This is a genomic window from Mesorhizobium sp. B1-1-6, assembly GCF_006443035.1.
In the GTDB taxonomy this organism is placed as follows: Bacteria; Pseudomonadota; Alphaproteobacteria; order Rhizobiales; family Rhizobiaceae; genus Mesorhizobium.
Genome location: NZ_VFWR01000007.1, coordinates 173,597 through 194,631 on the forward strand (window position 1 = coordinate 173,597; position 21,035 = coordinate 194,631).

Here is a 21,035-nt window from a genome sequence, read left to right on the forward strand (position 1 = left end):
TGACAGCCTTCTGTCAGGAGCCGCATCTGGTGGTGCGCCTCGGCTGATCGCGCTCTTTCCATTTTCGCCAAGACCTCCCATATTCCGGCCATGGCCAAATCCACCGAAAAGAGAACGCCGTCGACGGCGAATGACGACCGCGCCGCGCCTAAGCGGCGCAGCCCGCTGACCGATTTCCTCGACGCCTCGGAACCGCTGCACAAAGGCGGCTTCGCCGAGATGCCGCAGCCCGAACTGTCCGGCACACCGCTCACCGGTTCGGTCGCGGACTGGGCCGAGCAGATCGAGCAGGAAGCCGAACGCGAAGGGCGCCAGGCCGGCAAGGACGGCGGCAAGTCGCCGAAGCCGTCGAAGAAGATCCCCGAGCGCTCCGCGGCGCCCGGGCGCACGGCGCGTGGCACCTCGATGGGCGGCGCGGCGACAGCCCGCGAGCGCGCGGCGGCCGGCCTCAATCCCGTCGCCGGCCTCGACGTCTCGCTCGAGGAAGCCGAGACGATGACGTCGAGCGGCGTCACCGCGACGGTGGCGGCTCTCTCGGCATTGATCGAATCCGGCAATCCGCTGCACAAGGACGGCGTGCTGTGGACGCCGCACCGGCCGGCCCGGCCGGAAAAGTCCGAGGGCGGGATCACCATCAAGATGGTGTCGGATTTCGAGCCGGCCGGCGACCAGCCGACCGCCATCAAGGACTTGGTCGAGGGCGTCCAAAACAACGATCGCACGCAGGTGCTGCTCGGCGTCACCGGTTCGGGCAAGACCTTCACCATGGCCAAGGTGATCGAGGAGACGCAGCGTCCCGCCTTGATCCTGGCGCCGAACAAGACGCTGGCGGCGCAGCTTTATTCCGAGTTCAAGAAATTCTTCCCGGACAATGCGGTGGAGTATTTCGTCTCCTACTACGACTATTACCAGCCGGAAGCCTACGTTCCGCGCACCGACACCTTCATCGAGAAGGAATCCTCCATCAACGAGCAGATCGACCGCATGCGCCACTCGGCGACGCGCTCGCTGCTCGAACGCGACGACGTCATCATCGTCGCTTCGGTCTCCTGCATCTACGGTATCGGCTCGGTCGAAACCTATACGGCTATGACCTTCCAGATGCAGATCGGCGACCGGCTCGACCAGCGCGCTCTGCTCGCCGACCTCGTCGCCCAGCAATACAAGCGCCAGGACATCAATTTCGTGCGCGGCTCGTTCCGCGTGCGCGGCGACACGATCGAGATCTTCCCGGCCCACCTTGAGGATCGCGCCTGGCGCATCTCCATGTTCGGCGACGAAATCGAGGCGATCACCGAATTCGACCCGCTGACCGGCCAGAAGACGGGCGAGCTGAAAAGCGTCAAGATCTACGCCAATTCGCATTATGTGACGCCGCGCCCGACGCTGAACCAGGCCATCAAGTCGATTAAGGAAGAGCTCAAGCACCGTCTGGTCGAGCTCGAGCGCGCCGGCCGCCTGCTGGAGGCGCAGCGTCTGGAACAGCGCACCCGCTTCGACCTGGAGATGCTGGAAGCCACCGGCTCCTGCGCCGGCATCGAGAACTATTCGCGCTATCTCACCGGCCGCCAGCCGGGCGATCCGCCGCCGACCCTGTTCGAATATATTCCCGACAACGCGCTGGTGTTCATCGACGAAAGCCACGTCACCGTGCCGCAGATCGGCGGCATGTATCGCGGCGACTTCAGGCGCAAGGCGACGCTTGCCGAATACGGCTTCCGCCTGCCTTCCTGCATGGACAACCGGCCCCTGCGCTTCGAGGAATGGGACGCCATGCGCCCGCTCTCGGTCGCTGTCTCGGCAACCCCCGGCGGCTGGGAGATGGAGCAGTCCGGCGGCGTGTTCGCCGAGCAGGTCATCCGACCGACCGGCCTGATCGACCCGCCGGTCGAGGTGCGCCCGGCCAAGACCCAGGTCGACGACGTCGTCGGGGAGATCCGGGAGACGACCAAGGCCGGCTACCGCACGCTGGTCACCGTGCTGACCAAGCGCATGGCCGAGGACCTCACCGAATATCTGCACGAGCAAGGCGTGCGCGTGCGCTACATGCACTCCGACATCGACACGCTGGAGCGTATCGAAATCCTGCGCGATTTGCGCCTCGGCGCCTTCGACGTGCTGGTCGGCATCAACCTTTTGCGCGAAGGCCTCGACATCCCCGAATGCGGCTTCGTCGCCATACTCGACGCCGACAAGGAAGGGTTTTTGCGCTCGGAGACGTCGCTGATCCAGACCATCGGCCGCGCCGCTCGCAATGTCGATGGCAAGGTCATCCTCTATGCCGACCAGGTCACCGGCTCGATGGAACGCGCCATGGCCGAGACCAATCGCCGTCGCGAAAAGCAGATGGAGTGGAACGCCGCCAACGGCATCACGCCGGAATCGGTCAAGTCGCGCATCTCCGACATTCTGGATTCGGTCTACGAGAAGGACCATGTCCGCGCCGACATCTCACAGTTCACCGACAGCGCCGGCGCCATGATGGGCAACAACCTCAAGGCCCATCTGGACGCGCTGGAGAAGCAGATGCGCGACGCCGCCGCCAACCTCGATTTCGAGAAGGCGGCCCGCATTCGCGACGAGATCAAGCGGCTGCGTGAGATGGAGATGTCGATCTCCGACGATCCGCTGGCCAAATACGCCGATATGGAAAGCCCGGTCTCGGGCCGCGAAAAAGGCAAGCACAACAAGGGCGTGGCCAGGCATCGTACATCGGAGGAACAGGAGCGTTTCCGCAGGCTCGACGAAGCACGCGCAGCCGAAGAGGCAGCCAAGGCTGCCCGGCCCAATCTCTTCCGCAAGCCCGATCTCGACGAGATGGGTGCCGACGGCGCGGTGCCGGTGAAGAAGCCCCTCTTCGCCAAACCATCGATCGACGACATGGGCCCAGGCACCGACATGCCGACGCCGGCCGGTGCGGTGTCGCGCTCGCTGTTCAAGAAACAATCGGCGTCCGAAGCACACGGCTCGGATTTCGGCATTCCCGGCGAGCCGACCAAACCGCTGTTCAAGAAAAACTCTCTCGACGAGATGACCGTGCGCCGCACCGAGAAACCGGTCGAGGGAAAAGTGCCGGCGAAGCCTCAGCCGATCTCTCCCGTTGTTGGGGCCGGCAGGACAGACGGGGGCGCGAAGGAACGCGAGGACAAACCAATCGTGCGCCAACGCGCCGGCATTGGTTCTTATGAAGACCCCGGCGACGCCCGCCGCGAAAAGCGCCGGCCCGCGAAGACAGGACGGCCCGGAAAGTAGTTCGTTCGAAATGCCGGCGGGACGGCGCCCCCTCTGTCCTGCCCGTCCTCCGCAGCAGCTGCGCTGCAGCTGCGGAGGGTGGACCGGACATCTCCCCCACGAGTGGGGAGATTGGCAGCTTCAGCGCCCCGCTCGACACTACCCTCCTCTTGCCCAGCGCATGACCTTTGGTGTACTCAGTCCCCACACCCAAACGTCTTGAAAGGAGGGCTGCGTGTTTATCGATCACCATCGTCAGCGTGGCCCGATTTCCGCCCTGCGAGCTTGCTTGCAGGGCTGACCAGGGACGGTCCGGGTTTTTCCCGCTTCGATTTTTTGGTCTGCCCTTCGTGGTGCGCATTGCCGAGCCTGATGGCCGCTTGCGCACTGACAAAGTGCATTGAGCCGGACTTTCCGGATAGACCAGAGAAATCGACATGGCCCTGATCAGCCTCAAATCCCTCGGCGTCACGATGAGTGCGCCGCTCTTTTCCAATCTCGACCTCACCATCGGCAGCGGCGACCGGCTCGGCATCGTTGCCGCCAACGGTCGCGGCAAGTCGACCTTGCTCAAATGCCTGACCGGCGAGATGGAGCCGACCTCCGGCGACATTACCCGCACGCGCGGCTTGCGCGTCGGCCATGTCGAGCAGTCCGTTCCTGCTGCCCTGCTTGGCCGCAGCTTTCATCAGGTGGTGGCTGACGCTTTGCCGCCCGAGCAAGCCGAAAGCGAACTATGGCGTGTCGATGTGGTGCTGGATTCGCTCGACGTTCCTGAGGCGATGCGCGAGCGAGAGATGCAGGCGCTGAGCGGCGGCTGGCAGAGGCTGGCACTGATCGCGCGTGTCTGGGTCACCGATCCCGACATGCTGCTGCTCGACGAACCGACTAACCATCTCGACCTTGCCCGCATCAGCCAGCTCGAAACTTGGCTGAACGCGCTACCGCGAGAGGTGCCGGTGGTGATCGCCAGCCACGACCGCGCCTTTCTCGACGCCGCCACCAACCGCACGTTGTTCCTGCGCCCGGACCAGTCGCCGGTGTTTTCCCTTCCCTATTCCCGCGCCCGGCAGGCCCTCGATGAGGTCGATGCCTCGACCGAGCGAAAATTCCAGCGCGACATGAAGGTGGCGCAGCAATTGCGACGCCAGGCCGCCAAGCTCAACAATATCGGCATCAATTCGGGCAGCGACCTTCTCACGGTCAAGACCAAGCAGCTCAAGCAGCGCGCGGAGCGACTTGAGGACGCGGCGGCCCCGGCGCATCACGAGAAGTCGGCGGGGGCGATCCGGCTGGCCAATCGCGGCACGCACGCCAAGGTGCTGATCACGCTCGACGACGCGGCGGTGGAAACGCCCGACGGCACGCTCTTGTTCAGGACCGGCAAGCGCCACATCTGCCAGGGCGACCGCATCGTGCTGCTTGGCCGCAACGGCGTCGGCAAGTCGCGCTTCGTCACGCTGATCCGCAACGCCATTATCGAACCCGACACGGTTCAGAACGTGAAGGTGACGCCGTCGACGGTGCTCGGCTACAGCGACCAGGCGCTGTCCGGCATCGGCGACGATACGCCACTGGCGATGGTGTCGCGCCGTTACGATGTCGGCGAACAGCGCGCCCGCTCTCTGCTTGCCGGCGCCGGCGTCGGCATCGAGATGCAGGAGCGCAGGATCAGTGTGCTGTCCGGCGGCCAGAAGGCGCGGCTGATGATGCTGGCGCTGAGGCTCGCCAATCCGAATTTTTATCTGCTCGACGAGCCGACCAACCATCTCGACATCGACGGCCAGGAAGCGCTGGAGGAGGAATTGCTCAAGCACCAGGCAAGTTGCGTGCTCGCCTCGCACGATCGCTCCTTCATCCGTGCCATCGGCAACCGCTTCTGGCTGATCGAGAGGCGGCGGCTGACCGAAGTCGACGATCCCGAGGAGTTCTTCCGCTCAGTGGCTGAAGGGGCGGGATAGATCGGATTGTAAGTTATCCGCTTACAGGTCCTTGAGTCTTGTAAGCGATCTGTTTACATACGTCATGATCAAGTCTTTCAGGAACAAGGCCCTGTCAGAGCTCTTTCAAGCCGGGAAAACCGGCAAGATCGACACCAAGATGCACAAGCGCGTTCTTGTCCGGCTTGACCGCCTGGAAGCTTCAGAAAAGCCGGAGGAGATGAACCTTCCTGGCTTTGCCTTCCATGCGCTGAGAGGCTTCGATCCCATCCGTTACACGGTCCACGTCAACGGCCCGTGGTGCATCACGTTTGAATTCGACGGCAAGGACGCCGCCCGCGTCGATTTCGAGCAATACCACTGAGGCGGCCAGATTGGAGAAGTTCGACCAATGAGCGTGCACGAGCCGACGCGTCCTATCGAGCGCTGTCCCTCCCACCCGGGAGCGCTGCTTGGGGACATTATCCCGGCAACTGGAAAGACCAAGGTGGAAATTGCAAACCTGCTCGGCATCTCCCGGCAGCAGCTCTATGATATCATCCGCGAAAAGAAGCCGGTTTCACCGGCTGTGGCCGCCCGCCTTGGGAAGCTGTTCGGCGATGGAGCCGCGATCTGGCTTCGCATGCAGGCAGCTTTCGATGCCTGGCATGCCGAACGTGAGGTGGATGTTTCGGCTATTCCGACGCTCAAGGTCGCGTAGGCGGTGGCGCTCGAATGAGAAATTAAACGCTGCGAGAAAAATCGACGACCTGTCGGATCGCCTGAACCTGCCTCGTCCTTGGGATGCCGACACGATGATGCCGGCGCCAACCCAGGGAGAATGCATCATGTCCGTCCTTTCCTCCATCGGCCGCATCGCAACCCGATATGCGGCGGCGCGTGCCCGCCATCGCAGCGAGCGCATCCTGCTTTCGCTGCCCGTCGAACTGCGCAAGGACATCGGCTTTCCAGAACTCTTCGACGCGCAGAACAGCCGCCGCTCAGCCGCCGTCCCGGCCAGGGTCATATGAACGGCCGAGCCATGCGTCTATTGCTGGAGTTCGCCGGTCGCCCGGCCAGTCCGGGCCCGGCCCACGAGAAAAATTTCAAGCCCATGTAGGACCGCCGTCACCTCACGCGTCCTATGTCCGCAAGGCCAAATCAAACGTGAAGAGGAACACGCAATGACCGACCAGACCCCTGTTCAGCCCAAGGCGAAAGTGCTCGGCGGATTGACCCCCTATCTGCAGGTGGACGGCGCCTTCAAGGCTGCCGAATTCTACCAGAAGGCGTTCGGCGCCGAACAGGTCTTTGCCTACCCCGCGGACGAAAAAGGCCGCACGATGCATGTCCACCTCCACATCAACGGCTCGACGCTGATGTTGGGTGACGCCTATCCCGAGCACGGCCACCCGCACCAGGCGCCGCAGGGCTATACGCTCCAGCTTCATCTCGGTAGCGACGAGATCGACGGCTGGTGGCAGCGCGCGGTCGACGCCGGCTGCGAGATCGTGACGCCGCTGCAGGTGATGTTCTGGGGCGACCGCTGGGGCCAGGTGAAGGACCCTTTCGGAGTCGCATGGGCGATGAACGCTCCAGTGGAGCAATAACCGTCGCAATTCGATAGCGGGCGTCAGCACTCTCGGCGAGAAGTGCGCGCCCACCTGCCGCGGGTCGCATCCCTGCCGGCCCGGCGCCGGATGCAGCAAACAAGGAGATTGCCATGTCCTATGTCGACGGTTTCGTGCTTGCCGTGCCAAAGGCAAAACTCGACGATTACAAGAAGCTGGCCAACACCGCCGGCGCCGTCTGGAAGGAACACGGCGCGCTCGCCTATGTCGAGTGCGTCGGCGACGATGTGCCTTATGGCGAGGTCACGTCGTTTCCACGCGCCGTGCAGGCCAAGGACGACGAAGTCGTCATCTTTTCCTGGATCGTCTACAAATCCAGGCAGGACCGCGACGCGGTCATGGCCAAGGTGATGGCCGATCCACGATTGCAGCCGGATATGTCGACAATGCCGTTCGACGGCAAGCGCATGATCTTCGGCGGATTCCAGACGTTCATGGAATTGTAGGCAACGCACTTGGGCGGAGCGGGAGCGCTCCGCCGGAAATGCCGAGCCGCATTAAGCCAGTCTGTCCAGCAGGGGCTTCAGCCTGTCGCCGTAGCGCTTCCACAGGTCGACCGAGCCTTGATACATCGGCTGGCGCACCTGCGCGGCGGAAGCCGTGCGCACCGGCCGGTCGGTCTGGTGGAACGACAGCACGGCATCGTCCCATGGCAGCCCGAGATAGTTGATCAGCGCCCGGCTCTGGCCTTCCTGGTCGGCGACGAAATCCTCGTAGCGCACATCGTGCACGACGCCGGGCAGCACCTTGTGCCAATGCGCCATGATGTCCGTGTAGAGATTGTGGAAATCGGCGAGTTCGCCCAGATCATAGCCGTAGCGGTGGCTGTCGCCGCGGAAATGTACCTTGTAGATCGAAAGGCAGGTTGCCGCCGCATCGCGGGCGCAATGGATGATCCTGGCCTTTGGCATCATCATGTGGATGAAGCCGACAAGCAGGAAGTTGCCCGGCATCTTGTCGGTAACGTGACGCATGTGCGGATAGCGGGCATGCAGCATGTCGAGATAGGCACGTCCCGCCTCGGCAAAATCCGTATCGGGTATATCCGAAACGCCCCAGGGGAAGCCGCCGGGCATGGTCGCCGGGAACTGCCTGCCGACCGCCGTCTTCAGGATACCGAGCTCGCCGGCCCCGTAGACCTGCGGATGGCTGGCGATGATCTGCTCGACCAGCGTCGTGCCGGAACGAGGCAGGCCGACGACGAAGATCGGCGTATCGTCGGAGATCGGGCTCGGCCTGTGCTTCTGGAAGAAATCCCTGTCGAACACCGTTTTCATAGCCTCGAATTCGGCGCGTGTCTTTTCCGCGTCGTAGTCGATGCCTTTGCGGCGGATGGCATTGCCTTCGGCGAAATAGTCGAAGGCTCTGTTATAATCCTTCAGATCGTCGTTGACCTTGCCGAGGCCGAAGGCAAGCTGCATGCGCGCCAGGCTGTCCGGCAGCGCCTTGGCGTGCTGGGCCTCCATCCCGGTCAATTCGGGATCGCGCTCCTTCTGGCGCTTGACCTGCGTCAGCATCAGCCAGGCGCGCGCCATGCCGGGATCGGCCGCCAGCGCCTGCCGGAACAGGTCGGCCGCCTCGTCGAGCTCGCCTTTTTCCATCAACCCGACGCCCAGCCCGTGCAGCAGTTCGGCGTCCTTCGGACGGATCGACAGCGCCTCGCGGAAGACGGCCAGCGCCTCGTCCAGGCGCCCCGCTTCCTGCAAGGTTTCGGCAAGCCCGATGCGGGCGCGGAAATGGAAGGGATTGCGCGCGACCGTGCCGCGATAGATCTCCTCGGCGCCCTCGAACTGGCCAAGCTGTTTCAGTGACGAGCCGAGATTGTCGCGCGCCGCGAGTTGGTCCGGCCGCAGCGCCACCGCGCCGCGGAAGAAGTCGGCGGCCGCCGCGACACGGCCGAGATCGCGCATCACCGTGCCGAGGTTGTTGAGGAAATCCGGATTCTTCGGCTGCAAGCGCACTGATTGCTCGAGGAGACCGAGCCCCTCGGCGCTGCGCCCGGTCTGGTGCAGCAAAAGACCGAGAAAATGCGCAGCCGCCGCATGGTTGACCTTGTGCGTCAGCACTTGCCGATAGAGCGCCTCGGCCTCTTGCCGCCGCCCCGCCTGATGCAGTTGCAGCGCCCTCTGCACATGCCGGTCGAGACTCGACGGCGGCTGTCCGCCCGAGCCGGAGTTGGCGCCAGCACCCGCCGCTCGTCTCTGATCTCTGTTAATGGGAAACCTGCCGTGTTTGTCCGCCTGCCGCGATCTAGGCCATTGGCGCGGCGGGTTCAAGGCTTTGCTTGGTTTCTTGCGCTTGCCATCGGCGCGGACAAGATCAAATCAGCCGGTTGGTCTCGGCCGTCTGCCTGGCGCGCCGAACCGTTCCGTCAGTATCGGCGATCGTCCGCCTTTCCGCCTCGTCGCTCCTGACGGTCAGCCGCGCCGACTTGACGATCATAGGTTTGCCGGTACGCCCGATGGCGACGGCATATGCAGTGGCCGGCCTGATGGGCGGGTTGATCGCTGTGGTATTGCCTCGTGAGCTTCTCGCAGAAACCATGGTTTTTGTCCTTTTTTTGGAGAAATAAAACGCAAATTTCGGGAGCGGACCCCAAAATGATTTTTTGAGAATTTTTGGAAAATATCATCAAACCATAGCAGAGTTTTTCAAATTAACGCAGCAATCTTTTTCCTTTGGCTTACTTATTTTTCCAAATCTTCTTGAAAACTATGCAAAGTCGAGCTACATATATATGAGCGTTTGGGCCAGAATTGGCATTTCGCGGCGTCAGAGGTTCTCGACCCGCCAATCTCATTCCAAATCATCGATATCGGCAACGCGGCGCATTTGCTCCGCGACCGTTCTCATTCTTCGAAAGACACCCATGAACACCGGAACCGTGAAATTCTACAATGGCCAGAAGGGTTTTGGCTTCATTCAACCAACCGACGGCGGTAAGGACGTTTTCGTCCATGTCAGCGCATTGGAACGCGCGGGCTTTCCTGGCCTCGCCGAAGGCCAGAAGCTGCAATTCGAGTTGGAGCGTGATGCCAAGGGCCGCGAGTCGGCCGCCAATTTGCAACTGATCTGATCCGGCCGAATTCGATGACCGCTGACCACGGATGTACTGGCAGCTCTCGAAAATGGCTTATTTCCAGCGATTGCCGGAAATAGGAAAGCGGGGCTCGTCCCCGCTTTTTTGCTTTGAGGCTCTCCGCCTCGCATGTCGCCACAGGGCTTAAAACATCAAGGCAGGACAATGCCGGACCGCACGACCCATTCCGTCGCACATTTCATGGCTCCTTTCGTACTCGGCGGGCTGGAAGGGCAACTGCCGGCGGGCGACTACGACATCGATCACGACGAAGAGCTGATCGAGGGCATGTCGCGGCTTGCCTGGCGCCGCGTCGCCACCTTCATCCATTTGCCGGCAAGGGCGGTGAAAAACCCGACCACCAGTCAACTCGTCGCCATCGATTACCTGGACCTCGAAACAGCGCTGAAGCGCGACAGGGAGAATGCAGCATGATCCGTTTCCAGCAGAATGCGCGTCCGCGCACCGACACGCCCTCGCATCTCTTCGCCGTCGGCCAGACCGTGCGCATGAAGAGCCGCACAGGGCTCCTCAACAAGACTGCGGAGCTGTTCGAGATCAAGAGCAGGCTGCCGGTCAAGGACGGCTCCCCGCAGTACCGCATCCGCAGCGAGCAGGAGACCCACGAGCGGGTCACCACGGAAGACAATCTCGAACCAGCCGACAATCCGATTGGTGACAATCCGACTGTTGGCAACAATCCGGCGGTCTGAGACCCCGGCGCCGCCAGACCACCAGCACGAGGAGCAGACAAGATGGCCAAGGGTCAACAGCGCAGCAACCGCGAAACACGAAAGCCCAAGAAGGACAAGGTGGTGGCCAAGCCCGCCTCCCCGTTCGGCTCGTCGGTCAAGCAGGCCGAGAGCGGCCTGAAGCCTAAATCGAAGAGCTGATCGCGGACGACTTCTTCCGCGCCCATCCCTGCCGCAGAATCTCCTGCCGGAGAATCTCCCTGGCGGAACAACGCATCATGGAGGCGTCCTTGAATTTCGTCATCGAGTTTTACCGATCGCGCGAAGCCGAGGAAGCGACGCTCGACAAGGTGTCGCTGGAAGCCCCTACCCTGCGCGCAGCCTGGCAGGGCGCCACCGCGCTCTTCCATACGCTCGCAATGCCGCAAATCCCCGACCGCGTGCGCATCTGCGATGAGCACGGCAGCGAGCTTTACTCCGGGCCGGCCGACGGCGCCTATCCATCCGCGTTGTGACCGTCACACGTCCCCGAAATTTGTTTTAGACGGCATCCGCGTTTTCCCAAGGTGCGGAAAAGACGAACACCCGGCCTTTCAGCAGCGGCCCCCGCCAACGATGCGGTAGTCGGCGGCGCGTGCCTCGCAGGCGTTGGGGAAGGTTCGCAACTCTCCGCCGCGCCGGGCGCAGACCGGCGCGTATTCGCGGGTGCAGAAAGTCTGCTCGCCGCCACCCTCGCCGCCGTCACGGCAGGGACCGTCGCGCACGATGCGATAACCCGCCCGGTCGGCAAGACAGGCATTGGCGAAGGTCTGGCGGTCGCCACCGCGCCGGGCGCAGACGGGCTCGTACTGTTTGGTGCAGAATTGCGGTCCCGGCCGCGGCGGCCGTGGCCGCGGTCCCGGGCCGTCGTCGACGACCACTGTACAGGCGGCAAGAACAGCCGACAGGAACAGGACGACAAAACCCTGTCGCGAGAAGATTGCCGCAAGAAACCTCATGATCGTCTCTCCCTCGATCCTCGCCTCGCTGCGTGCCGCTCCAAATACGCAGCTGTTCGGGACAATGATATTCACGAAGCAAAGGCTCAAACCAGTCGCGCTGTTGCGATCCTCCGCATTCCATCGCCGATTGCAACCCTCGTTTGCAGCCGGCTGCTAAAAAGAACGTCGCCTGGATTATCCCGGCGCCTCGCACCGCCAGCCGTCGCCGCCGCTGGCCCATGCGTGACGGGGCTGTGGCCGATGACCCCTCAGGCAACGAGGCCTATTTGCGGCGCGTCGATGCTCGGATTGGTCGATTCATGCGTCGGGACGCGCCCATCGGGGGCGGCCCGCGGCGCTATCTTGCAACCTTCACTTTTCCGTGCGATAAATTCCGTGTTCGGGCATTTGCGACCCGGAGAGCGGAACGTTTTGGACGACCTTTCCCCGATACTGTGAATCTCTGACGGCCCCGTTTTTCGGCGGGGGGTTTGACCATGCGCCAATGCATGACTGCCGAAAGCTACCACCGGGAACTGCCCTCGACGCGAGGTGGCGGGCAGGACCATCAAGACTGAACGGGTGAAGGAGTTTCCCCAATGGCCCAGACCGGCACCGTTAAATTCTTCAACGCGACCAAAGGCTTCGGTTTCATCACGCCCGACGGTGGCGCCAAGGACGTATTCGTCCACATTTCCGCGATCGAGGCCTCGGGCCTGCGCACGCTCGTCGACGGCCAGAAGGTCACCTTCGACGTCGAGCCGGATCGGATGGGCAAAGGCCCCAAGGCCGTCAACCTCCGCGCCGCCTGAGCCATCGGCCAGCAGCACGCCCTTCCTGGCCGTGCGACTGAGGCTCCGAAGCTTGAATGACTTCGGAAGAGGCAAACGAATTTTGAAGGCGCGGCGATTTTCGCCGCGCCTTTTTCATGTCGCAGCGCAGCAAAAATGCTGTCGCCCCAAAGTGGATCCGGTGTCGGGTCAACGACATGCATCATAATGAAAACTTAAAGCGCGACGCGCTTTAAGTGCCCGCAAAACTTTCTCTTGCCGATGACGCTAAAATAAAGGACAAATTTCCATTCGGGCATTTGCCGGCCCGAGACTGGAGTTTATGGGATCAAAGGAGCTTCCCATGCCGCAGACCGGCACCGTCAAATTCTTCAACCATGCCAAAGGGTTCGGCTTCATCACACCGGATGATGGCGCGAAGGATGTCTTCGTTCATATTTCGGCCGTGCAGGCGTCGGGTCTTCCCGGTCTTGAGGATGGGCAGAAAGTGACATTCGACACCGAGCCTGACAAGCGCGGCAAGGGTCCCAAGGCCGTCAACCTGTCGATCGGCTGAGCCTGCTCCGGAACGGCGGCTGTTCTGGCAGGACAGCTTCGCTCCCTGGAGCGTTCGATAGTTGATGCCCGTGCCCTCCGGTCAGGCAAAAATTCGTTCAGCCCCCGTTCAGCCACGGTCTCATATTAATCTTTCGTAAAGCCGGACCGCATCCCCGGAATTCTTACGGGCCGGCACGAAGGAGATCGACATGAACCGAATTTTCAAGACAGCCGTGCTGTCCGCCGCAGTGGTTGCCACCACGTTCGCGGCCTTGCCCGCGGCCAATGCGGGCGATTGGCGTCACCGCCACCATCATGACCATGGCGATGCCATTGCCGCCGGCGTCCTCGGCCTCGCGGCCGGCGCGCTGATCGGCGGTGCGTTGGCCAACCAGCAGCCGCCGCCCCGCGACTACTACGATGATGGCTATTACGATCGCGATGTGCGGATTCGCCCGGCGCCGGTCCGCCGCTACTATGCCGAACCGCAAGTGGTCTACGCCGACCGCTATGCCGAACCGTGGACGCGCGGCTGGTACGACTATTGCTCCGACCGGTACCGCACCTTCAACGCCCGCACAGGCACCTTCACCGGCAATGACGGCGAGCAGCATTTCTGCACCGCTAACTGATCAAGGGCTCCCCTGCCTCAACAAAAGCGCTGACCGCAAGGCCGGCGCTTTTTTGTCAAGCCGGCACCGGCTTCGGCGCGACGCGCTTCACGTCAAAAACGGATTGCTCCGCCGCTCCTCGCCGAAACGCCCGCCCGGACCGTGGCCGCAGATGAAGCCGATGTCGTCGCCGAGCGGCAAAAGCTTGTCCTTGATCGAGGCGATGAGTGCCGCATGATCGCCGCCCGGCAGGTCGGTGCGCCCGATCGAGCCGCGAAACAGCACGTCCCCGACATGGGCGAATTTGGCCGCGCGGTTGTAATAGACGACATGGCCGGGCGCGTGGCCGGGGCAATGCAGCACCTCGAAGAGATGCGAGCCGAACGAGACCGTCTCGCCTTCGGTGAGAAACCGGTCGGGCACGCAGTTGCGCACGCCGGCAATGCCATAGCGCTCGCCCTGGTTCTCAAGATTGTCGAGCAACATCCTGTCGGCCTCGTGCGGGCCGATGATCTCGACACCGAGCGCTTCCTTCAACTCCATCGCGCCGCCGGCATGGTCGATATGACCATGCGTGATCCAGATCGCGCCGGCCGATATCGCATTGTCCTTCAGCGCCGCCAGCACCTTGTCGATATCGCCGCCCGGATCGACGACGACACCGTGCTTGTCGTCCATGTCGAACAGGATCGTGCAATTCTGCTGGAAAGGCGTGACCGGCACGATGCCGGCATTGAGCTGACCCATGATCGTCCTTTCGATGTTCTCGCCGTGATGTAGAGGCGCGAGCGAAGGGCGTCCACCCTTGGGATCGGTCGTTCCAAAGCGCGTCGCGTCGAAACGCATTCATGCGGCGCGCTCTGGAAACAGAAATGGGCGGCCGAAGCCGCCCATTTGGCCAGCCCGAGATCGCAGGCTTACTTCTTCATGGCGCCCATGACCGCGCCGATAATGCCGGTCAGGATCGCGCCGCCGCCGGCGCCGCCGACGATGTTCTGCAGGTTGAGCGCGCTGCCCAGACCACTCGTCGCTGCCGCAGCCGCTGCCGGATCGACTGTGCCGCCGAGCAGGCTGCCGAGGATCGCCGCGCCGCCGACGCCGCCAATGGCGCCGCCCAGGATCTTGGGAAGCTGCCCCAGCGCCGCCGTCTTGATCGCCGCGCCGACCGCCTGACCACCGATGATGCCTGTAATGATCTGAACGATGATCGGAAGAAGCGTATTCATGTCCATCTTACCAGTCCCTCCATAGCTGCCAGCCTCCCGGGCCGACACCATCATGGAGACGCTGAATTCGGCGAAAGTCAAATGCAGAAACGCTGAAATAAAAGGGGCGCCCCGAAAACCGCCCCTGCTTGCATGAAAAGCTGTGACTTTCGTTATTCTGCGGCGATCGCGTGCTTCGGCTGAACGGCCGCAGAATAGTCATTCATCAGAGTCTTGGCGATCTCGCCGACCTCGAATCGGTACGGCCCGATCTCCGAAACCGGGGTCACTTCCGCTGCCGTTCCAGTCAGGAAGCACTGCTCGAAGCCCTCGAGTTCTTCCGGCATGATGGCGCGCTCCACCACCTCCAGGCCGCGGTCCTTGGCGAGGCCGATGACCGTGCGGCGGGTGATGCCGTCGAGGAAGCAGTCCGGCTTTGGCGTGTGGATCCTGCCGTCCTTGACGAAGAAGATGTTGGCGCCGGTGGCTTCCGCGACCTGGCCGCGCCAGTCGAGCATCATGGCGTCGGCATAGCCCTTGGCCTCGGCGGCATGCTTGGACATGGTGCAGATCATATAGAGGCCTGCAGCCTTCGATTTGGACGGCGCCGTGCGCGGGTCGGGCCGGCGCCACTCAGCCATATCGAGACGTATGCCTTTCAGCTTCTGCGCCGGATCGAAGTAGCTAGGCCACTGCCAGATGGCGATGGCGCAATTGATGCGGTTGTTCTGCGCCGAAACGCCCATCTGCTCGCTGCCGCGCCAGGCGATCGGCCTGACATAGGCATCCTTGAAGCCCTGCTTCTTCAGCAGGGTGCTGGAGGCGTCGTTGAGCTCGGCCACCGAATAGGGGATCTTGAAGCCGAGCAGCCGCGCCGATTCATGCAGGCGCTCGGTATGCTCGTTGAGCTTGAAGATCTCGCCGCCATAGGCGCGCTCGCCCTCGAACACCGCGCTGGCATAGTGCAGGCCGTGGGTCAGCACATGGATCTTGGCCTCGCCCCATTGCACGAACTCGCCATTCATCCAGATGAAGCCGTCCAGTTGATCAAAGGGAACGGATGCCATGGTAACCTCCCGCGGGCGGCAGCCCGCATATCGTTGTTCGTTGCGTGCTCTTGTCGGCCGCGCCAACTGGTTGGGGCGCCTGCCGCTGTCTGGAAAGGTAGGCGGATAATCGTGCTCTGGCAAACTCAGGAAGTTCCGGAAAACCCGGCCTGTCTTGCCTTTTCGTTCGCAATCCGCCCAAAACCTTGTCAAAAATTACCATTGCAGGGAAATTACGTCAATAGTACTGACATAATCTTCCCTACCCATGGAGAAAAGATGACGGATCGAAGCCGAGCAGCCGGGACACCGATCAGGACCGCGATGTCAATCGAGGATGGCATTGATTTCGCCCTCATCGAGCTGTTTTTCTTCGCCTATCGCGATTTCACCTCGGATCCCGATCAGATCCTGGCCGACTATGGCTTCGGCCGCGCCCACCACAGGGTGCTGCATTTCGTCAACCGCAGGCCGGGCCTGACAGTCGCCGAACTGCTCGATGTCTTGAAGATCACCAAGCAGAGCCTGGCGCGCGTGCTGAAGCAGCTGATCGACACCGACCATGTCGTGCAGTTGCAAGGGCCGCGCGATCGTCGCCAGCGCGAACTGTATCCGACCGCCAAGGGCCGCGCGCTGGCGCTGGCACTGGCACGGCCACAGTCGCGCCGCATCCATGCTGCATTGGAAGATTCCGGAGCCGCCGAACGGACCCAGGTGGAACGCTTCCTCGAAGCAATGGTCAATCCGGAACTGAGAGCCCAGATCGACGTTGGGTCCGCAAAAATGTCAGGGAAAAGCCATGGAGAGCACTGAACGCGCTGATCACGCGGCCGCACCGGACGACGATGCGCCGCATTTGCTTGTGGTCGATGACGACACCCGCATCCGCAACCTGCTCAAGCAATATCTGACCGAAAACGGTTTTCGCGTCACCGTCGCCGGCAATTCGGGCGAAGCCCGGCGCAAGCTCGCCGGCCTCGACTTCGATCTTCTTGTGCTGGACGTGATGATGCCCGGCGAAAACGGCGTCGATCTGACCAAGGCACTGCGGGCCGAGAAGAACGTGCCGATCCTGATGCTGACGGCGCTATCGGAAACCGACAGCCGCATCACCGGCCTGGAGGCCGGCGCCGACGATTACCTGCCAAAGCCTTTCGATCCGCGCGAATTGATCCTGCGCATAAACAACATCTTGCGCCGCGGCGGCCCTGCGACCACGCCCAAGGTGGAGCAGCTCGTCTTCGGCCCCTACACGTTCCAGATCGCCAGGCGCGAATTGAAGCGTGGCGGCGAGGCGCTGAAGCTGACCGATCGCGAGCAGGAGATCCTGGCGATATTCGCCGCGCGCGCCGGCGAAACCATTCCACGCCACGAACTGGTCGGCGACGAATCGGATGTCGGCGAACGCACCATCGACGTCCAGATCAATCGGCTGCGCCGCAAGATCGAGCGCGATCCCTCCAATCCGGTCTGGCTGCAGACGGTCCGCGGTATTGGGTATCGGCTCAGCGTCGAATAGACTACCGCCTTCGGCCTGCCTGACGGCCACGGAGCGAGCGAAAGGTGAATGGCGACCACGGAACTGGAACAGCCGGAATCTGACGGCTTGAGCACGCGCTCCACCCGGCTGCTCAAAAGGGTTCCGCGCGTCTGGAACCGGTTCTGGCGCCTCGTTTCGCTCTATATGCCCAAGCGCCTCTACGCGCGCTCGCTGATCATCGTCATCGCGCCGATGATCCTGCTGCAATCGGTGGTCGCTTTCGTCTTCATGGAGCGGCATTGGGCGACCGTGACGCAGCGCCTATCGCAGGCGACCGTGCGCGACATCGCCGCCATCATCGACCTTATCGAGACCTATCCGCACGACGCCGACTACGCCAACATCATCCGCATCGCCCAGGACCGTATGCAGTTGAAGGTCGACCTCCTGCCGCCCGACCCGCTGCCGCCGCCTGGGCCAAAGCCGTTCTTCTCCATCCTCGACGACGTTCTCTCCGCCGAGATCACCCGCCAGATCAACCGGCCGTTCTGGATCGACACGGTCGGCAATTCCAACATCATCGAGGTGCGCGTCCAGCTCGAAGGCAAGGTGTTGCGCGTCTTCGTGCGCCGCAGCCAGGCCTATGCTTCGAACACGCACATCTTCCTGATCTGGATGGTCGGTACCTCGCTGGTGCTGCTGATGATCGCCATTCCCTTCCTGCGCAACCAGATCCGGCCGATCCTGACGCTGGCCGAAGCCGCCGAAAGCTTCGGCAAGGGCCGGCCGATGCCGCGTGATTTCCGCCCGCGCGGCGCGGAGGAGGTCCGCCGCGCCGGCTTTGCCTTCATCCAGATGCGCGAGCGCATCGAGCGCCAGATCGAACAGCGCACCGCCATGCTCACCGGCGTCAGCCATGACCTCAGGACCATCCTCACCCGCTTCAAGCTGCAGCTGGCGCTGGCGGGCGGCAAGGCCGAGACCAAGGCCGCGCTCAACCAGGACATCGACGACATGCAGTCGATGCTCGAAGGCTATCTTGCCTTCGCCCGCGGCGAGGCCTCGGAAGACACCGGGCGCTTCGATCTCGAAGCCTATTTCCAGAAGCTGAGCGAGGAAGCTCGGTTGCGCAAATGCAAATTGTCGACGACGCTTTCCGGCGATCCGACCGTGCATGTGCGGCCGAACGCCTTCGCCAGGCTGATGTCGAATGTCATCGGCAACGCCTTCCGCTACGCCAAGACGGTGGAAGTGGCCGCCAATCATGGCCGCGGCTCGCTCGTCGTCACCATCGACGATGACGGTCCAGGCATTCCGGCCGAAAAGCGCGAAGAGGTGTTCAAACCCTTCATGCGGCTCGACGAGGCCCGCAATCTCGATGCCAGCGGCACTGGCCTCGGCCTGTCGATCGCCCGCGACATCGCCCGCAGCCATGGCGGCGACATCACGCTCGATGTCAGCCCGCTCGGCGGCTTGCGCGCCGTGATCAAGGTTCCGGCCTGACAGGGACTTAATCGCGGGAAGCGGAAACCGGTTCCGGACGAGGTCATGTTCGGCCGATTTCATTGGCGCGTCATGAAACCATGCTGAAGAGCGCGCATGAAGCGCGCGACCTCACTTGATTCGAGCCCCCCGTCTCACTTCGATCCCGTGCCCGCCCGGGTGTGCTGGAGCGAAGCGAGGGCAGCAGGCTGGTCGCCGTCCGGGCATCGGGCCGAGGCAACCGCCGACCTTTCGAGCAAAGGCCCGTCATGCGCATATTGATGGTCACCGACGCCTGGCGCCCACAGGTCAATGGCGTCGTCCACACGCTGGAGCGGCTCACCGAAACACTGAAATCGTTCGATGTCGCGGTGGATTTCCTGACGCCCAACATCTTTCGCACTTTGCCCTTGCCGACCTATCCCGATATCCGCCTGGCGTTGACCACGCCAGGTCATGTCGCGCGCCTGATCGAGGCCTACAAGGCAGACCACATCCACATCGTCACCGAAGGTCCGCTCGGCATCATGGCGCGGCGCTACTGCCGCAATGCCGGCCGGCCGTTTACCACCAGCTACCACACACGCTTTCCTGAATATCTCAGCGCCCGGCTGCCGGTGCCGGAAAGCTGGGCCTATCGCTGGCTGCGCGATTTCCACAATTCCGGCCAAGGCACGCTGGTCGCGACGCAGTCTCTGGCGGATGATCTTGCAGCGCGCGGCTTCAACAAGCTGAGGCCATGGACGCGCGGCGTCGACACCGATCATTTCCGGCCCGACAAGAGGAAGGATCTCGGCTTCCCCGGCCCGTTGTTCCTCTGTGTCGGCCGCGTCGCCATCGAGAAGAACCTCTCCGCCTTCCTCGATCTCGACCTGCCCGGCAGCAAGGTGATTGTCGGCGAGGGCCCGGAACTGGCGAAGCTCAAGGCGCGCTACCCCGCCGCCCATTTCCTTGGCCACCGCCCCAACGACGAACTGGCCGAAATCTACGCCTCGGCCGACGTCTTCGTCTTTCCGAGCCGCACCGACACTTTCGGCAACGTCATCATCGAAGCGCTGGCCAGCGGTACGCCGGTCGCCGCCTTTCCGGTCACGGGACCGATCGACATCGTCGGCGACGGCTTCGGCGGCGCGGTCTCCAGCGACCTGCGCGAAGCCTCGCTCGCCGCCCTCGATGTCGACCGCGCCCAGGCGCGCGAACGCGCCATGCGCTACAGCTGGAAAGCCTGTGCGGAAATGTTTCTCGATACGGTCCAGGAGGCGCTGGGCACGACGCGGAAGCTGGCCGCCTGACGCTCCCTCTCGGCTAAAACAGCCGCCCGCCGTCCGGCACCTTGCGCTCGATGGCGCCGAGCACCACGGCGCCCTCCTCGTCGGGAAAGCCGAGCGTCAGCACTTCCGACATGAATGGCCCGATCTGGCGCGGCGGAAAATTGACCACCGCGAACACCTGCCGGCCGATCAGCGTCTCGGGCGTATAATATTTGGTGATCTGCGCCGACGATTTCTTCACCCCGATCTCGGGGCCGAAATCGATCTTGAGCTTGAACGCCGGCTTGCGCGCCTGCGGAAACGGTTCGGCCTCGATGATCGTGCCGGCACGGATGTCGACACGATCGAAATCGGCGAAACTGATCTCGGGCTTGCGCTCGCTGCTTGAACTCATGTCGAAGGCATCTTGGTCAGGCGTTGCCGAAAGTCTCGAACAGCACCCCGGCCAGCGCGTCCTTGGCCGATGTGCCGGACCAGACGACGAACTGGAACGCCTGGAAGTAGCATTCGCAGGCCTCCAGCGCCGACGACAGCAGCACCTCGACCTGCTGGCTCGAAGGCTCGACCCCGCCGGCCAGAAGCAGCGACTGGCGGAACATGATCGCGCCTTCCTGCTCCCACAGGTCGAAATGGCCGAACAACATCTGTTCGTTGATCAGCGACAACAGCCGCATCACTTCCAGCGCGCGCGCCTCCGGCACCTTGATGTCGAAGGCGCAGGCCAGATGCAGCGCCTCGAAATCCTCCATCCACGAGAAGGAGACGTGATAGTCGGTCCAGCTTCCGGCGACCGAGATCGAGATTTCGTCGTCGCCGGCCCGTTCGAAGGACCAGTCATTGTTGTGGGCCACCTGCTCAATGACATCCACCGGATGGATTTCGCGGGAGAATTCGAGTTCGAGAAGTTCCATGGAATGCTTCCTGTGTTCAGGGGAGCGCCACACGCTCCGCGGGGCACACACGACGAACAATCTGATCTAGAACTCGGACGGCCAGGACTTCTCGACGCAAAGACCCCAGACCGGACCCCACCGCCCGGCGCATGACCCTGCTCCGAATCATGCAACAAATTCAGTCTAT

At 62.7% G+C, this 21,035-nt stretch carries 27 protein-coding genes; 19 read left to right on the forward strand and 8 right to left on the reverse strand.

Features of this window, described 5'->3' with window-relative positions:
* Positions 1 to 90 precede the first annotated feature (90 nt).
* The 7 genes from uvrB to FJ979_RS16000 all read left to right on the forward strand — a co-directional run bounded on the left by uvrB (position 91) and on the right by FJ979_RS16000 (position 7,227).
* Positions 91 to 3,252 carry an excinuclease ABC subunit UvrB gene (uvrB, locus tag FJ979_RS15970; RefSeq protein ID WP_140582121.1) on the forward strand — a complete coding sequence of 1,054 codons (3,162 nt, stop codon included), beginning with the start codon at positions 91 to 93 and terminating at the stop codon, positions 3,250 to 3,252.
* Between the two features lie 416 nt (positions 3,253 to 3,668).
* Positions 3,669 to 5,192 carry an ABC-F family ATP-binding cassette domain-containing protein gene (locus tag FJ979_RS15975; protein ID WP_140582123.1) on the forward strand — a complete coding sequence of 508 codons (1,524 nt, stop codon included), beginning with the start codon at positions 3,669 to 3,671 and terminating at the stop codon, positions 5,190 to 5,192.
* A 64-nt stretch (positions 5,193 to 5,256) separates the two neighbouring features.
* Entirely contained in the window at positions 5,257 to 5,535 is a 279-nt protein-coding gene (locus FJ979_RS15980; protein ID WP_140524899.1) for a type II toxin-antitoxin system RelE/ParE family toxin, read from the forward strand.
* Between the two features lie 27 nt (positions 5,536 to 5,562).
* Positions 5,563 to 5,871, forward strand: coding sequence for a HigA family addiction module antitoxin (locus FJ979_RS15985; RefSeq protein ID WP_140556065.1), 309 nt, complete (start codon positions 5,563 to 5,565; stop codon positions 5,869 to 5,871).
* 127 nt (positions 5,872 to 5,998) lie between these two features.
* Positions 5,999 to 6,181 (forward strand): hypothetical protein, encoded by a 183-nt coding sequence (locus FJ979_RS15990; protein ID WP_140495993.1) that lies wholly within the window; start codon positions 5,999 to 6,001, stop codon positions 6,179 to 6,181.
* 153 nt (positions 6,182 to 6,334) lie between these two features.
* On the forward strand, positions 6,335 to 6,760 hold the full coding sequence (locus tag FJ979_RS15995; protein WP_140495994.1) for a glyoxalase/bleomycin resistance/extradiol dioxygenase family protein: 426 nt from the start codon (positions 6,335 to 6,337) through the stop codon (positions 6,758 to 6,760).
* Positions 6,761 to 6,873: 113 nt separating this feature from the next.
* A complete protein-coding gene (locus FJ979_RS16000; protein ID WP_140495995.1) occupies positions 6,874 to 7,227 on the forward strand; it encodes a DUF1428 domain-containing protein in 354 nt (117 codons plus the stop codon).
* A gap of 51 nt (positions 7,228 to 7,278) precedes the next feature.
* Here FJ979_RS16000 and FJ979_RS16005 read toward each other — a convergent pair whose 3' ends face one another.
* Both FJ979_RS16005 and FJ979_RS16010 read right to left on the reverse strand, forming a co-directional pair.
* A complete protein-coding gene (locus FJ979_RS16005; RefSeq protein ID WP_140582125.1) occupies positions 7,279 to 8,913 on the reverse strand; it encodes a tetratricopeptide repeat-containing sulfotransferase family protein in 1,635 nt (544 codons plus the stop codon).
* 187 nt (positions 8,914 to 9,100) lie between these two features.
* Positions 9,101 to 9,325 (reverse strand): hypothetical protein, encoded by a 225-nt coding sequence (locus tag FJ979_RS16010; RefSeq protein WP_140516868.1) that lies wholly within the window; start codon positions 9,323 to 9,325, stop codon positions 9,101 to 9,103.
* Between the two features lie 325 nt (positions 9,326 to 9,650).
* Here FJ979_RS16010 and FJ979_RS16015 point away from each other — a divergent pair, with 325 nt between their 5' ends.
* The 5 genes from FJ979_RS16015 to FJ979_RS16030 all read left to right on the forward strand — a co-directional run bounded on the left by FJ979_RS16015 (position 9,651) and on the right by FJ979_RS16030 (position 11,067).
* Positions 9,651 to 9,857, forward strand: a complete 207-nt coding sequence (locus FJ979_RS16015; protein ID WP_140495998.1) for a cold-shock protein — start codon at positions 9,651 to 9,653, stop codon at positions 9,855 to 9,857.
* Positions 9,858 to 10,025: 168 nt separating this feature from the next.
* Positions 10,026 to 10,295 (forward strand): hypothetical protein, encoded by a 270-nt coding sequence (locus tag FJ979_RS16020; RefSeq protein ID WP_140516870.1) that lies wholly within the window; start codon positions 10,026 to 10,028, stop codon positions 10,293 to 10,295.
* Positions 10,292 to 10,573 (forward strand): hypothetical protein, encoded by a 282-nt coding sequence (locus FJ979_RS16025; RefSeq protein WP_140556070.1) that lies wholly within the window; start codon positions 10,292 to 10,294, stop codon positions 10,571 to 10,573. Before FJ979_RS16020 ends, FJ979_RS16025 begins: the two co-directional genes overlap by 4 nt.
* Positions 10,574 to 10,615: 42 nt before the next feature.
* Positions 10,616 to 10,753 carry a hypothetical protein gene (locus FJ979_RS32560; protein ID WP_181165218.1) on the forward strand — a complete coding sequence of 46 codons (138 nt, stop codon included), beginning with the start codon at positions 10,616 to 10,618 and terminating at the stop codon, positions 10,751 to 10,753.
* 89 nt (positions 10,754 to 10,842) lie between these two features.
* Positions 10,843 to 11,067 (forward strand): hypothetical protein, encoded by a 225-nt coding sequence (locus FJ979_RS16030; protein ID WP_140496001.1) that lies wholly within the window; start codon positions 10,843 to 10,845, stop codon positions 11,065 to 11,067.
* A 78-nt stretch (positions 11,068 to 11,145) separates the two neighbouring features.
* Here FJ979_RS16030 and FJ979_RS16035 read toward each other — a convergent pair whose 3' ends face one another.
* Positions 11,146 to 11,550 carry a Kazal-type serine protease inhibitor gene (locus FJ979_RS16035; protein ID WP_140516872.1) on the reverse strand — a complete coding sequence of 135 codons (405 nt, stop codon included), beginning with the start codon at positions 11,548 to 11,550 and terminating at the stop codon, positions 11,146 to 11,148.
* Between the two features lie 581 nt (positions 11,551 to 12,131).
* Between FJ979_RS16035 and FJ979_RS16040 the strand changes: the two genes are divergently transcribed.
* From FJ979_RS16040 to FJ979_RS16050, 3 genes are all read left to right on the forward strand, one after another.
* The gene (locus FJ979_RS16040) at positions 12,132 to 12,344 is read left to right on the forward strand and encodes a cold-shock protein (RefSeq protein ID WP_006202520.1); all 213 of its coding nucleotides are present in this window, start codon (positions 12,132 to 12,134) and stop codon (positions 12,342 to 12,344) included.
* Between the two features lie 322 nt (positions 12,345 to 12,666).
* Positions 12,667 to 12,879: a cold-shock protein gene (locus FJ979_RS16045; RefSeq protein WP_006202521.1), complete on the forward strand. Its 213-nt coding sequence runs from the start codon at positions 12,667 to 12,669 to the stop codon at positions 12,877 to 12,879.
* Between the two features lie 190 nt (positions 12,880 to 13,069).
* Positions 13,070 to 13,492: a BA14K family protein gene (locus FJ979_RS16050; RefSeq protein WP_140516874.1), complete on the forward strand. Its 423-nt coding sequence runs from the start codon at positions 13,070 to 13,072 to the stop codon at positions 13,490 to 13,492.
* A gap of 87 nt (positions 13,493 to 13,579) precedes the next feature.
* Here FJ979_RS16050 and FJ979_RS16055 read toward each other — a convergent pair whose 3' ends face one another.
* From FJ979_RS16055 to FJ979_RS16065, 3 genes are all read right to left on the reverse strand, one after another.
* Positions 13,580 to 14,218: an MBL fold metallo-hydrolase gene (locus FJ979_RS16055; protein WP_140496004.1), complete on the reverse strand. Its 639-nt coding sequence runs from the start codon at positions 14,216 to 14,218 to the stop codon at positions 13,580 to 13,582.
* Positions 14,219 to 14,388: 170 nt separating this feature from the next.
* Positions 14,389 to 14,703, reverse strand: a complete 315-nt coding sequence (locus FJ979_RS16060) for a hypothetical protein (RefSeq protein WP_140496005.1) — start codon at positions 14,701 to 14,703, stop codon at positions 14,389 to 14,391.
* Positions 14,704 to 14,849: 146 nt separating this feature from the next.
* Positions 14,850 to 15,743 (reverse strand): branched-chain amino acid aminotransferase, encoded by an 894-nt coding sequence (locus FJ979_RS16065; RefSeq protein WP_140496006.1) that lies wholly within the window; start codon positions 15,741 to 15,743, stop codon positions 14,850 to 14,852.
* A gap of 258 nt (positions 15,744 to 16,001) precedes the next feature.
* Here FJ979_RS16065 and FJ979_RS16070 point away from each other — a divergent pair, with 258 nt between their 5' ends.
* The 4 genes from FJ979_RS16070 (at position 16,002) to FJ979_RS16085 (ending at position 19,976) form a co-directional block, all read left to right on the forward strand.
* Entirely contained in the window at positions 16,002 to 16,535 is a 534-nt protein-coding gene (locus FJ979_RS16070) for a MarR family transcriptional regulator (RefSeq protein ID WP_181165219.1), read from the forward strand.
* Positions 16,522 to 17,241: a response regulator transcription factor gene (locus FJ979_RS16075; RefSeq protein ID WP_140496007.1), complete on the forward strand. Its 720-nt coding sequence runs from the start codon at positions 16,522 to 16,524 to the stop codon at positions 17,239 to 17,241. The genes FJ979_RS16070 and FJ979_RS16075 overlap by 14 nt, the downstream gene beginning before the upstream one ends.
* A 48-nt stretch (positions 17,242 to 17,289) precedes the next feature.
* A complete protein-coding gene (locus FJ979_RS16080; RefSeq protein WP_140567059.1) occupies positions 17,290 to 18,705 on the forward strand; it encodes an ATP-binding protein in 1,416 nt (471 codons plus the stop codon).
* A 248-nt stretch (positions 18,706 to 18,953) separates the two neighbouring features.
* A complete protein-coding gene (locus tag FJ979_RS16085; RefSeq protein WP_140516878.1) occupies positions 18,954 to 19,976 on the forward strand; it encodes a glycosyltransferase family 1 protein in 1,023 nt (340 codons plus the stop codon).
* A gap of 13 nt (positions 19,977 to 19,989) precedes the next feature.
* Here the strand turns inward: FJ979_RS16085 and FJ979_RS16090 are convergent, their stop codons facing one another.
* Both FJ979_RS16090 and FJ979_RS16095 read right to left on the reverse strand, forming a co-directional pair.
* On the reverse strand, positions 19,990 to 20,349 hold the full coding sequence (locus tag FJ979_RS16090) for a tRNA-binding protein (RefSeq protein ID WP_140496010.1): 360 nt from the start codon (positions 20,347 to 20,349) through the stop codon (positions 19,990 to 19,992).
* Positions 20,350 to 20,365: 16 nt separating this feature from the next.
* Complete coding sequence (locus FJ979_RS16095) at positions 20,366 to 20,866, reverse strand: YbjN domain-containing protein (protein ID WP_127855850.1); 501 nt, start codon at positions 20,864 to 20,866, stop codon at positions 20,366 to 20,368.
* Positions 20,867 to 21,035 lie beyond the last annotated feature (169 nt).

Coding starts and splice junctions, on each gene's coding strand:
- uvrB (WP_140582121.1), top strand. CDS start 91: ATGGCCAAATCCACCGAAAAGAGAACGCCGTCGACGGCGAATGACGAC.
- FJ979_RS15975 (WP_140582123.1), top strand. CDS start 3,669: ATGGCCCTGATCAGCCTCAAATCCCTCGGCGTCACGATGAGTGCGCCG.
- FJ979_RS15980 (WP_140524899.1), top strand. CDS start 5,257: ATGATCAAGTCTTTCAGGAACAAGGCCCTGTCAGAGCTCTTTCAAGCC.
- FJ979_RS15985 (WP_140556065.1), top strand. CDS start 5,563: ATGAGCGTGCACGAGCCGACGCGTCCTATCGAGCGCTGTCCCTCCCAC.
- FJ979_RS15990 (WP_140495993.1), top strand. CDS start 5,999: ATGTCCGTCCTTTCCTCCATCGGCCGCATCGCAACCCGATATGCGGCG.
- FJ979_RS15995 (WP_140495994.1), top strand. CDS start 6,335: ATGACCGACCAGACCCCTGTTCAGCCCAAGGCGAAAGTGCTCGGCGGA.
- FJ979_RS16000 (WP_140495995.1), top strand. CDS start 6,874: ATGTCCTATGTCGACGGTTTCGTGCTTGCCGTGCCAAAGGCAAAACTC.
- FJ979_RS16010 (WP_140516868.1), bottom strand. CDS start 9,325: ATGGTTTCTGCGAGAAGCTCACGAGGCAATACCACAGCGATCAACCCG.
- FJ979_RS16015 (WP_140495998.1), top strand. CDS start 9,651: ATGAACACCGGAACCGTGAAATTCTACAATGGCCAGAAGGGTTTTGGC.
- FJ979_RS16020 (WP_140516870.1), top strand. CDS start 10,026: ATGCCGGACCGCACGACCCATTCCGTCGCACATTTCATGGCTCCTTTC.
- FJ979_RS16025 (WP_140556070.1), top strand. CDS start 10,292: ATGATCCGTTTCCAGCAGAATGCGCGTCCGCGCACCGACACGCCCTCG.
- FJ979_RS32560 (WP_181165218.1), top strand. CDS start 10,616: ATGGCCAAGGGTCAACAGCGCAGCAACCGCGAAACACGAAAGCCCAAG.
- FJ979_RS16035 (WP_140516872.1), bottom strand. CDS start 11,550: ATGAGGTTTCTTGCGGCAATCTTCTCGCGACAGGGTTTTGTCGTCCTG.
- FJ979_RS16040 (WP_006202520.1), top strand. CDS start 12,132: ATGGCCCAGACCGGCACCGTTAAATTCTTCAACGCGACCAAAGGCTTC.
- FJ979_RS16045 (WP_006202521.1), top strand. CDS start 12,667: ATGCCGCAGACCGGCACCGTCAAATTCTTCAACCATGCCAAAGGGTTC.
- FJ979_RS16050 (WP_140516874.1), top strand. CDS start 13,070: ATGAACCGAATTTTCAAGACAGCCGTGCTGTCCGCCGCAGTGGTTGCC.
- FJ979_RS16055 (WP_140496004.1), bottom strand. CDS start 14,218: ATGGGTCAGCTCAATGCCGGCATCGTGCCGGTCACGCCTTTCCAGCAG.
- FJ979_RS16060 (WP_140496005.1), bottom strand. CDS start 14,703: ATGGACATGAATACGCTTCTTCCGATCATCGTTCAGATCATTACAGGC.
- FJ979_RS16065 (WP_140496006.1), bottom strand. CDS start 15,743: ATGGCATCCGTTCCCTTTGATCAACTGGACGGCTTCATCTGGATGAAT.
- FJ979_RS16070 (WP_181165219.1), top strand. CDS start 16,002: ATGACGGATCGAAGCCGAGCAGCCGGGACACCGATCAGGACCGCGATG.
- FJ979_RS16075 (WP_140496007.1), top strand. CDS start 16,522: ATGGAGAGCACTGAACGCGCTGATCACGCGGCCGCACCGGACGACGAT.
- FJ979_RS16080 (WP_140567059.1), top strand. CDS start 17,290: ATGGCGACCACGGAACTGGAACAGCCGGAATCTGACGGCTTGAGCACG.
- FJ979_RS16085 (WP_140516878.1), top strand. CDS start 18,954: ATGCGCATATTGATGGTCACCGACGCCTGGCGCCCACAGGTCAATGGC.
- FJ979_RS16090 (WP_140496010.1), bottom strand. CDS start 20,349: ATGAGTTCAAGCAGCGAGCGCAAGCCCGAGATCAGTTTCGCCGATTTC.
- FJ979_RS16095 (WP_127855850.1), bottom strand. CDS start 20,866: ATGGAACTTCTCGAACTCGAATTCTCCCGCGAAATCCATCCGGTGGAT.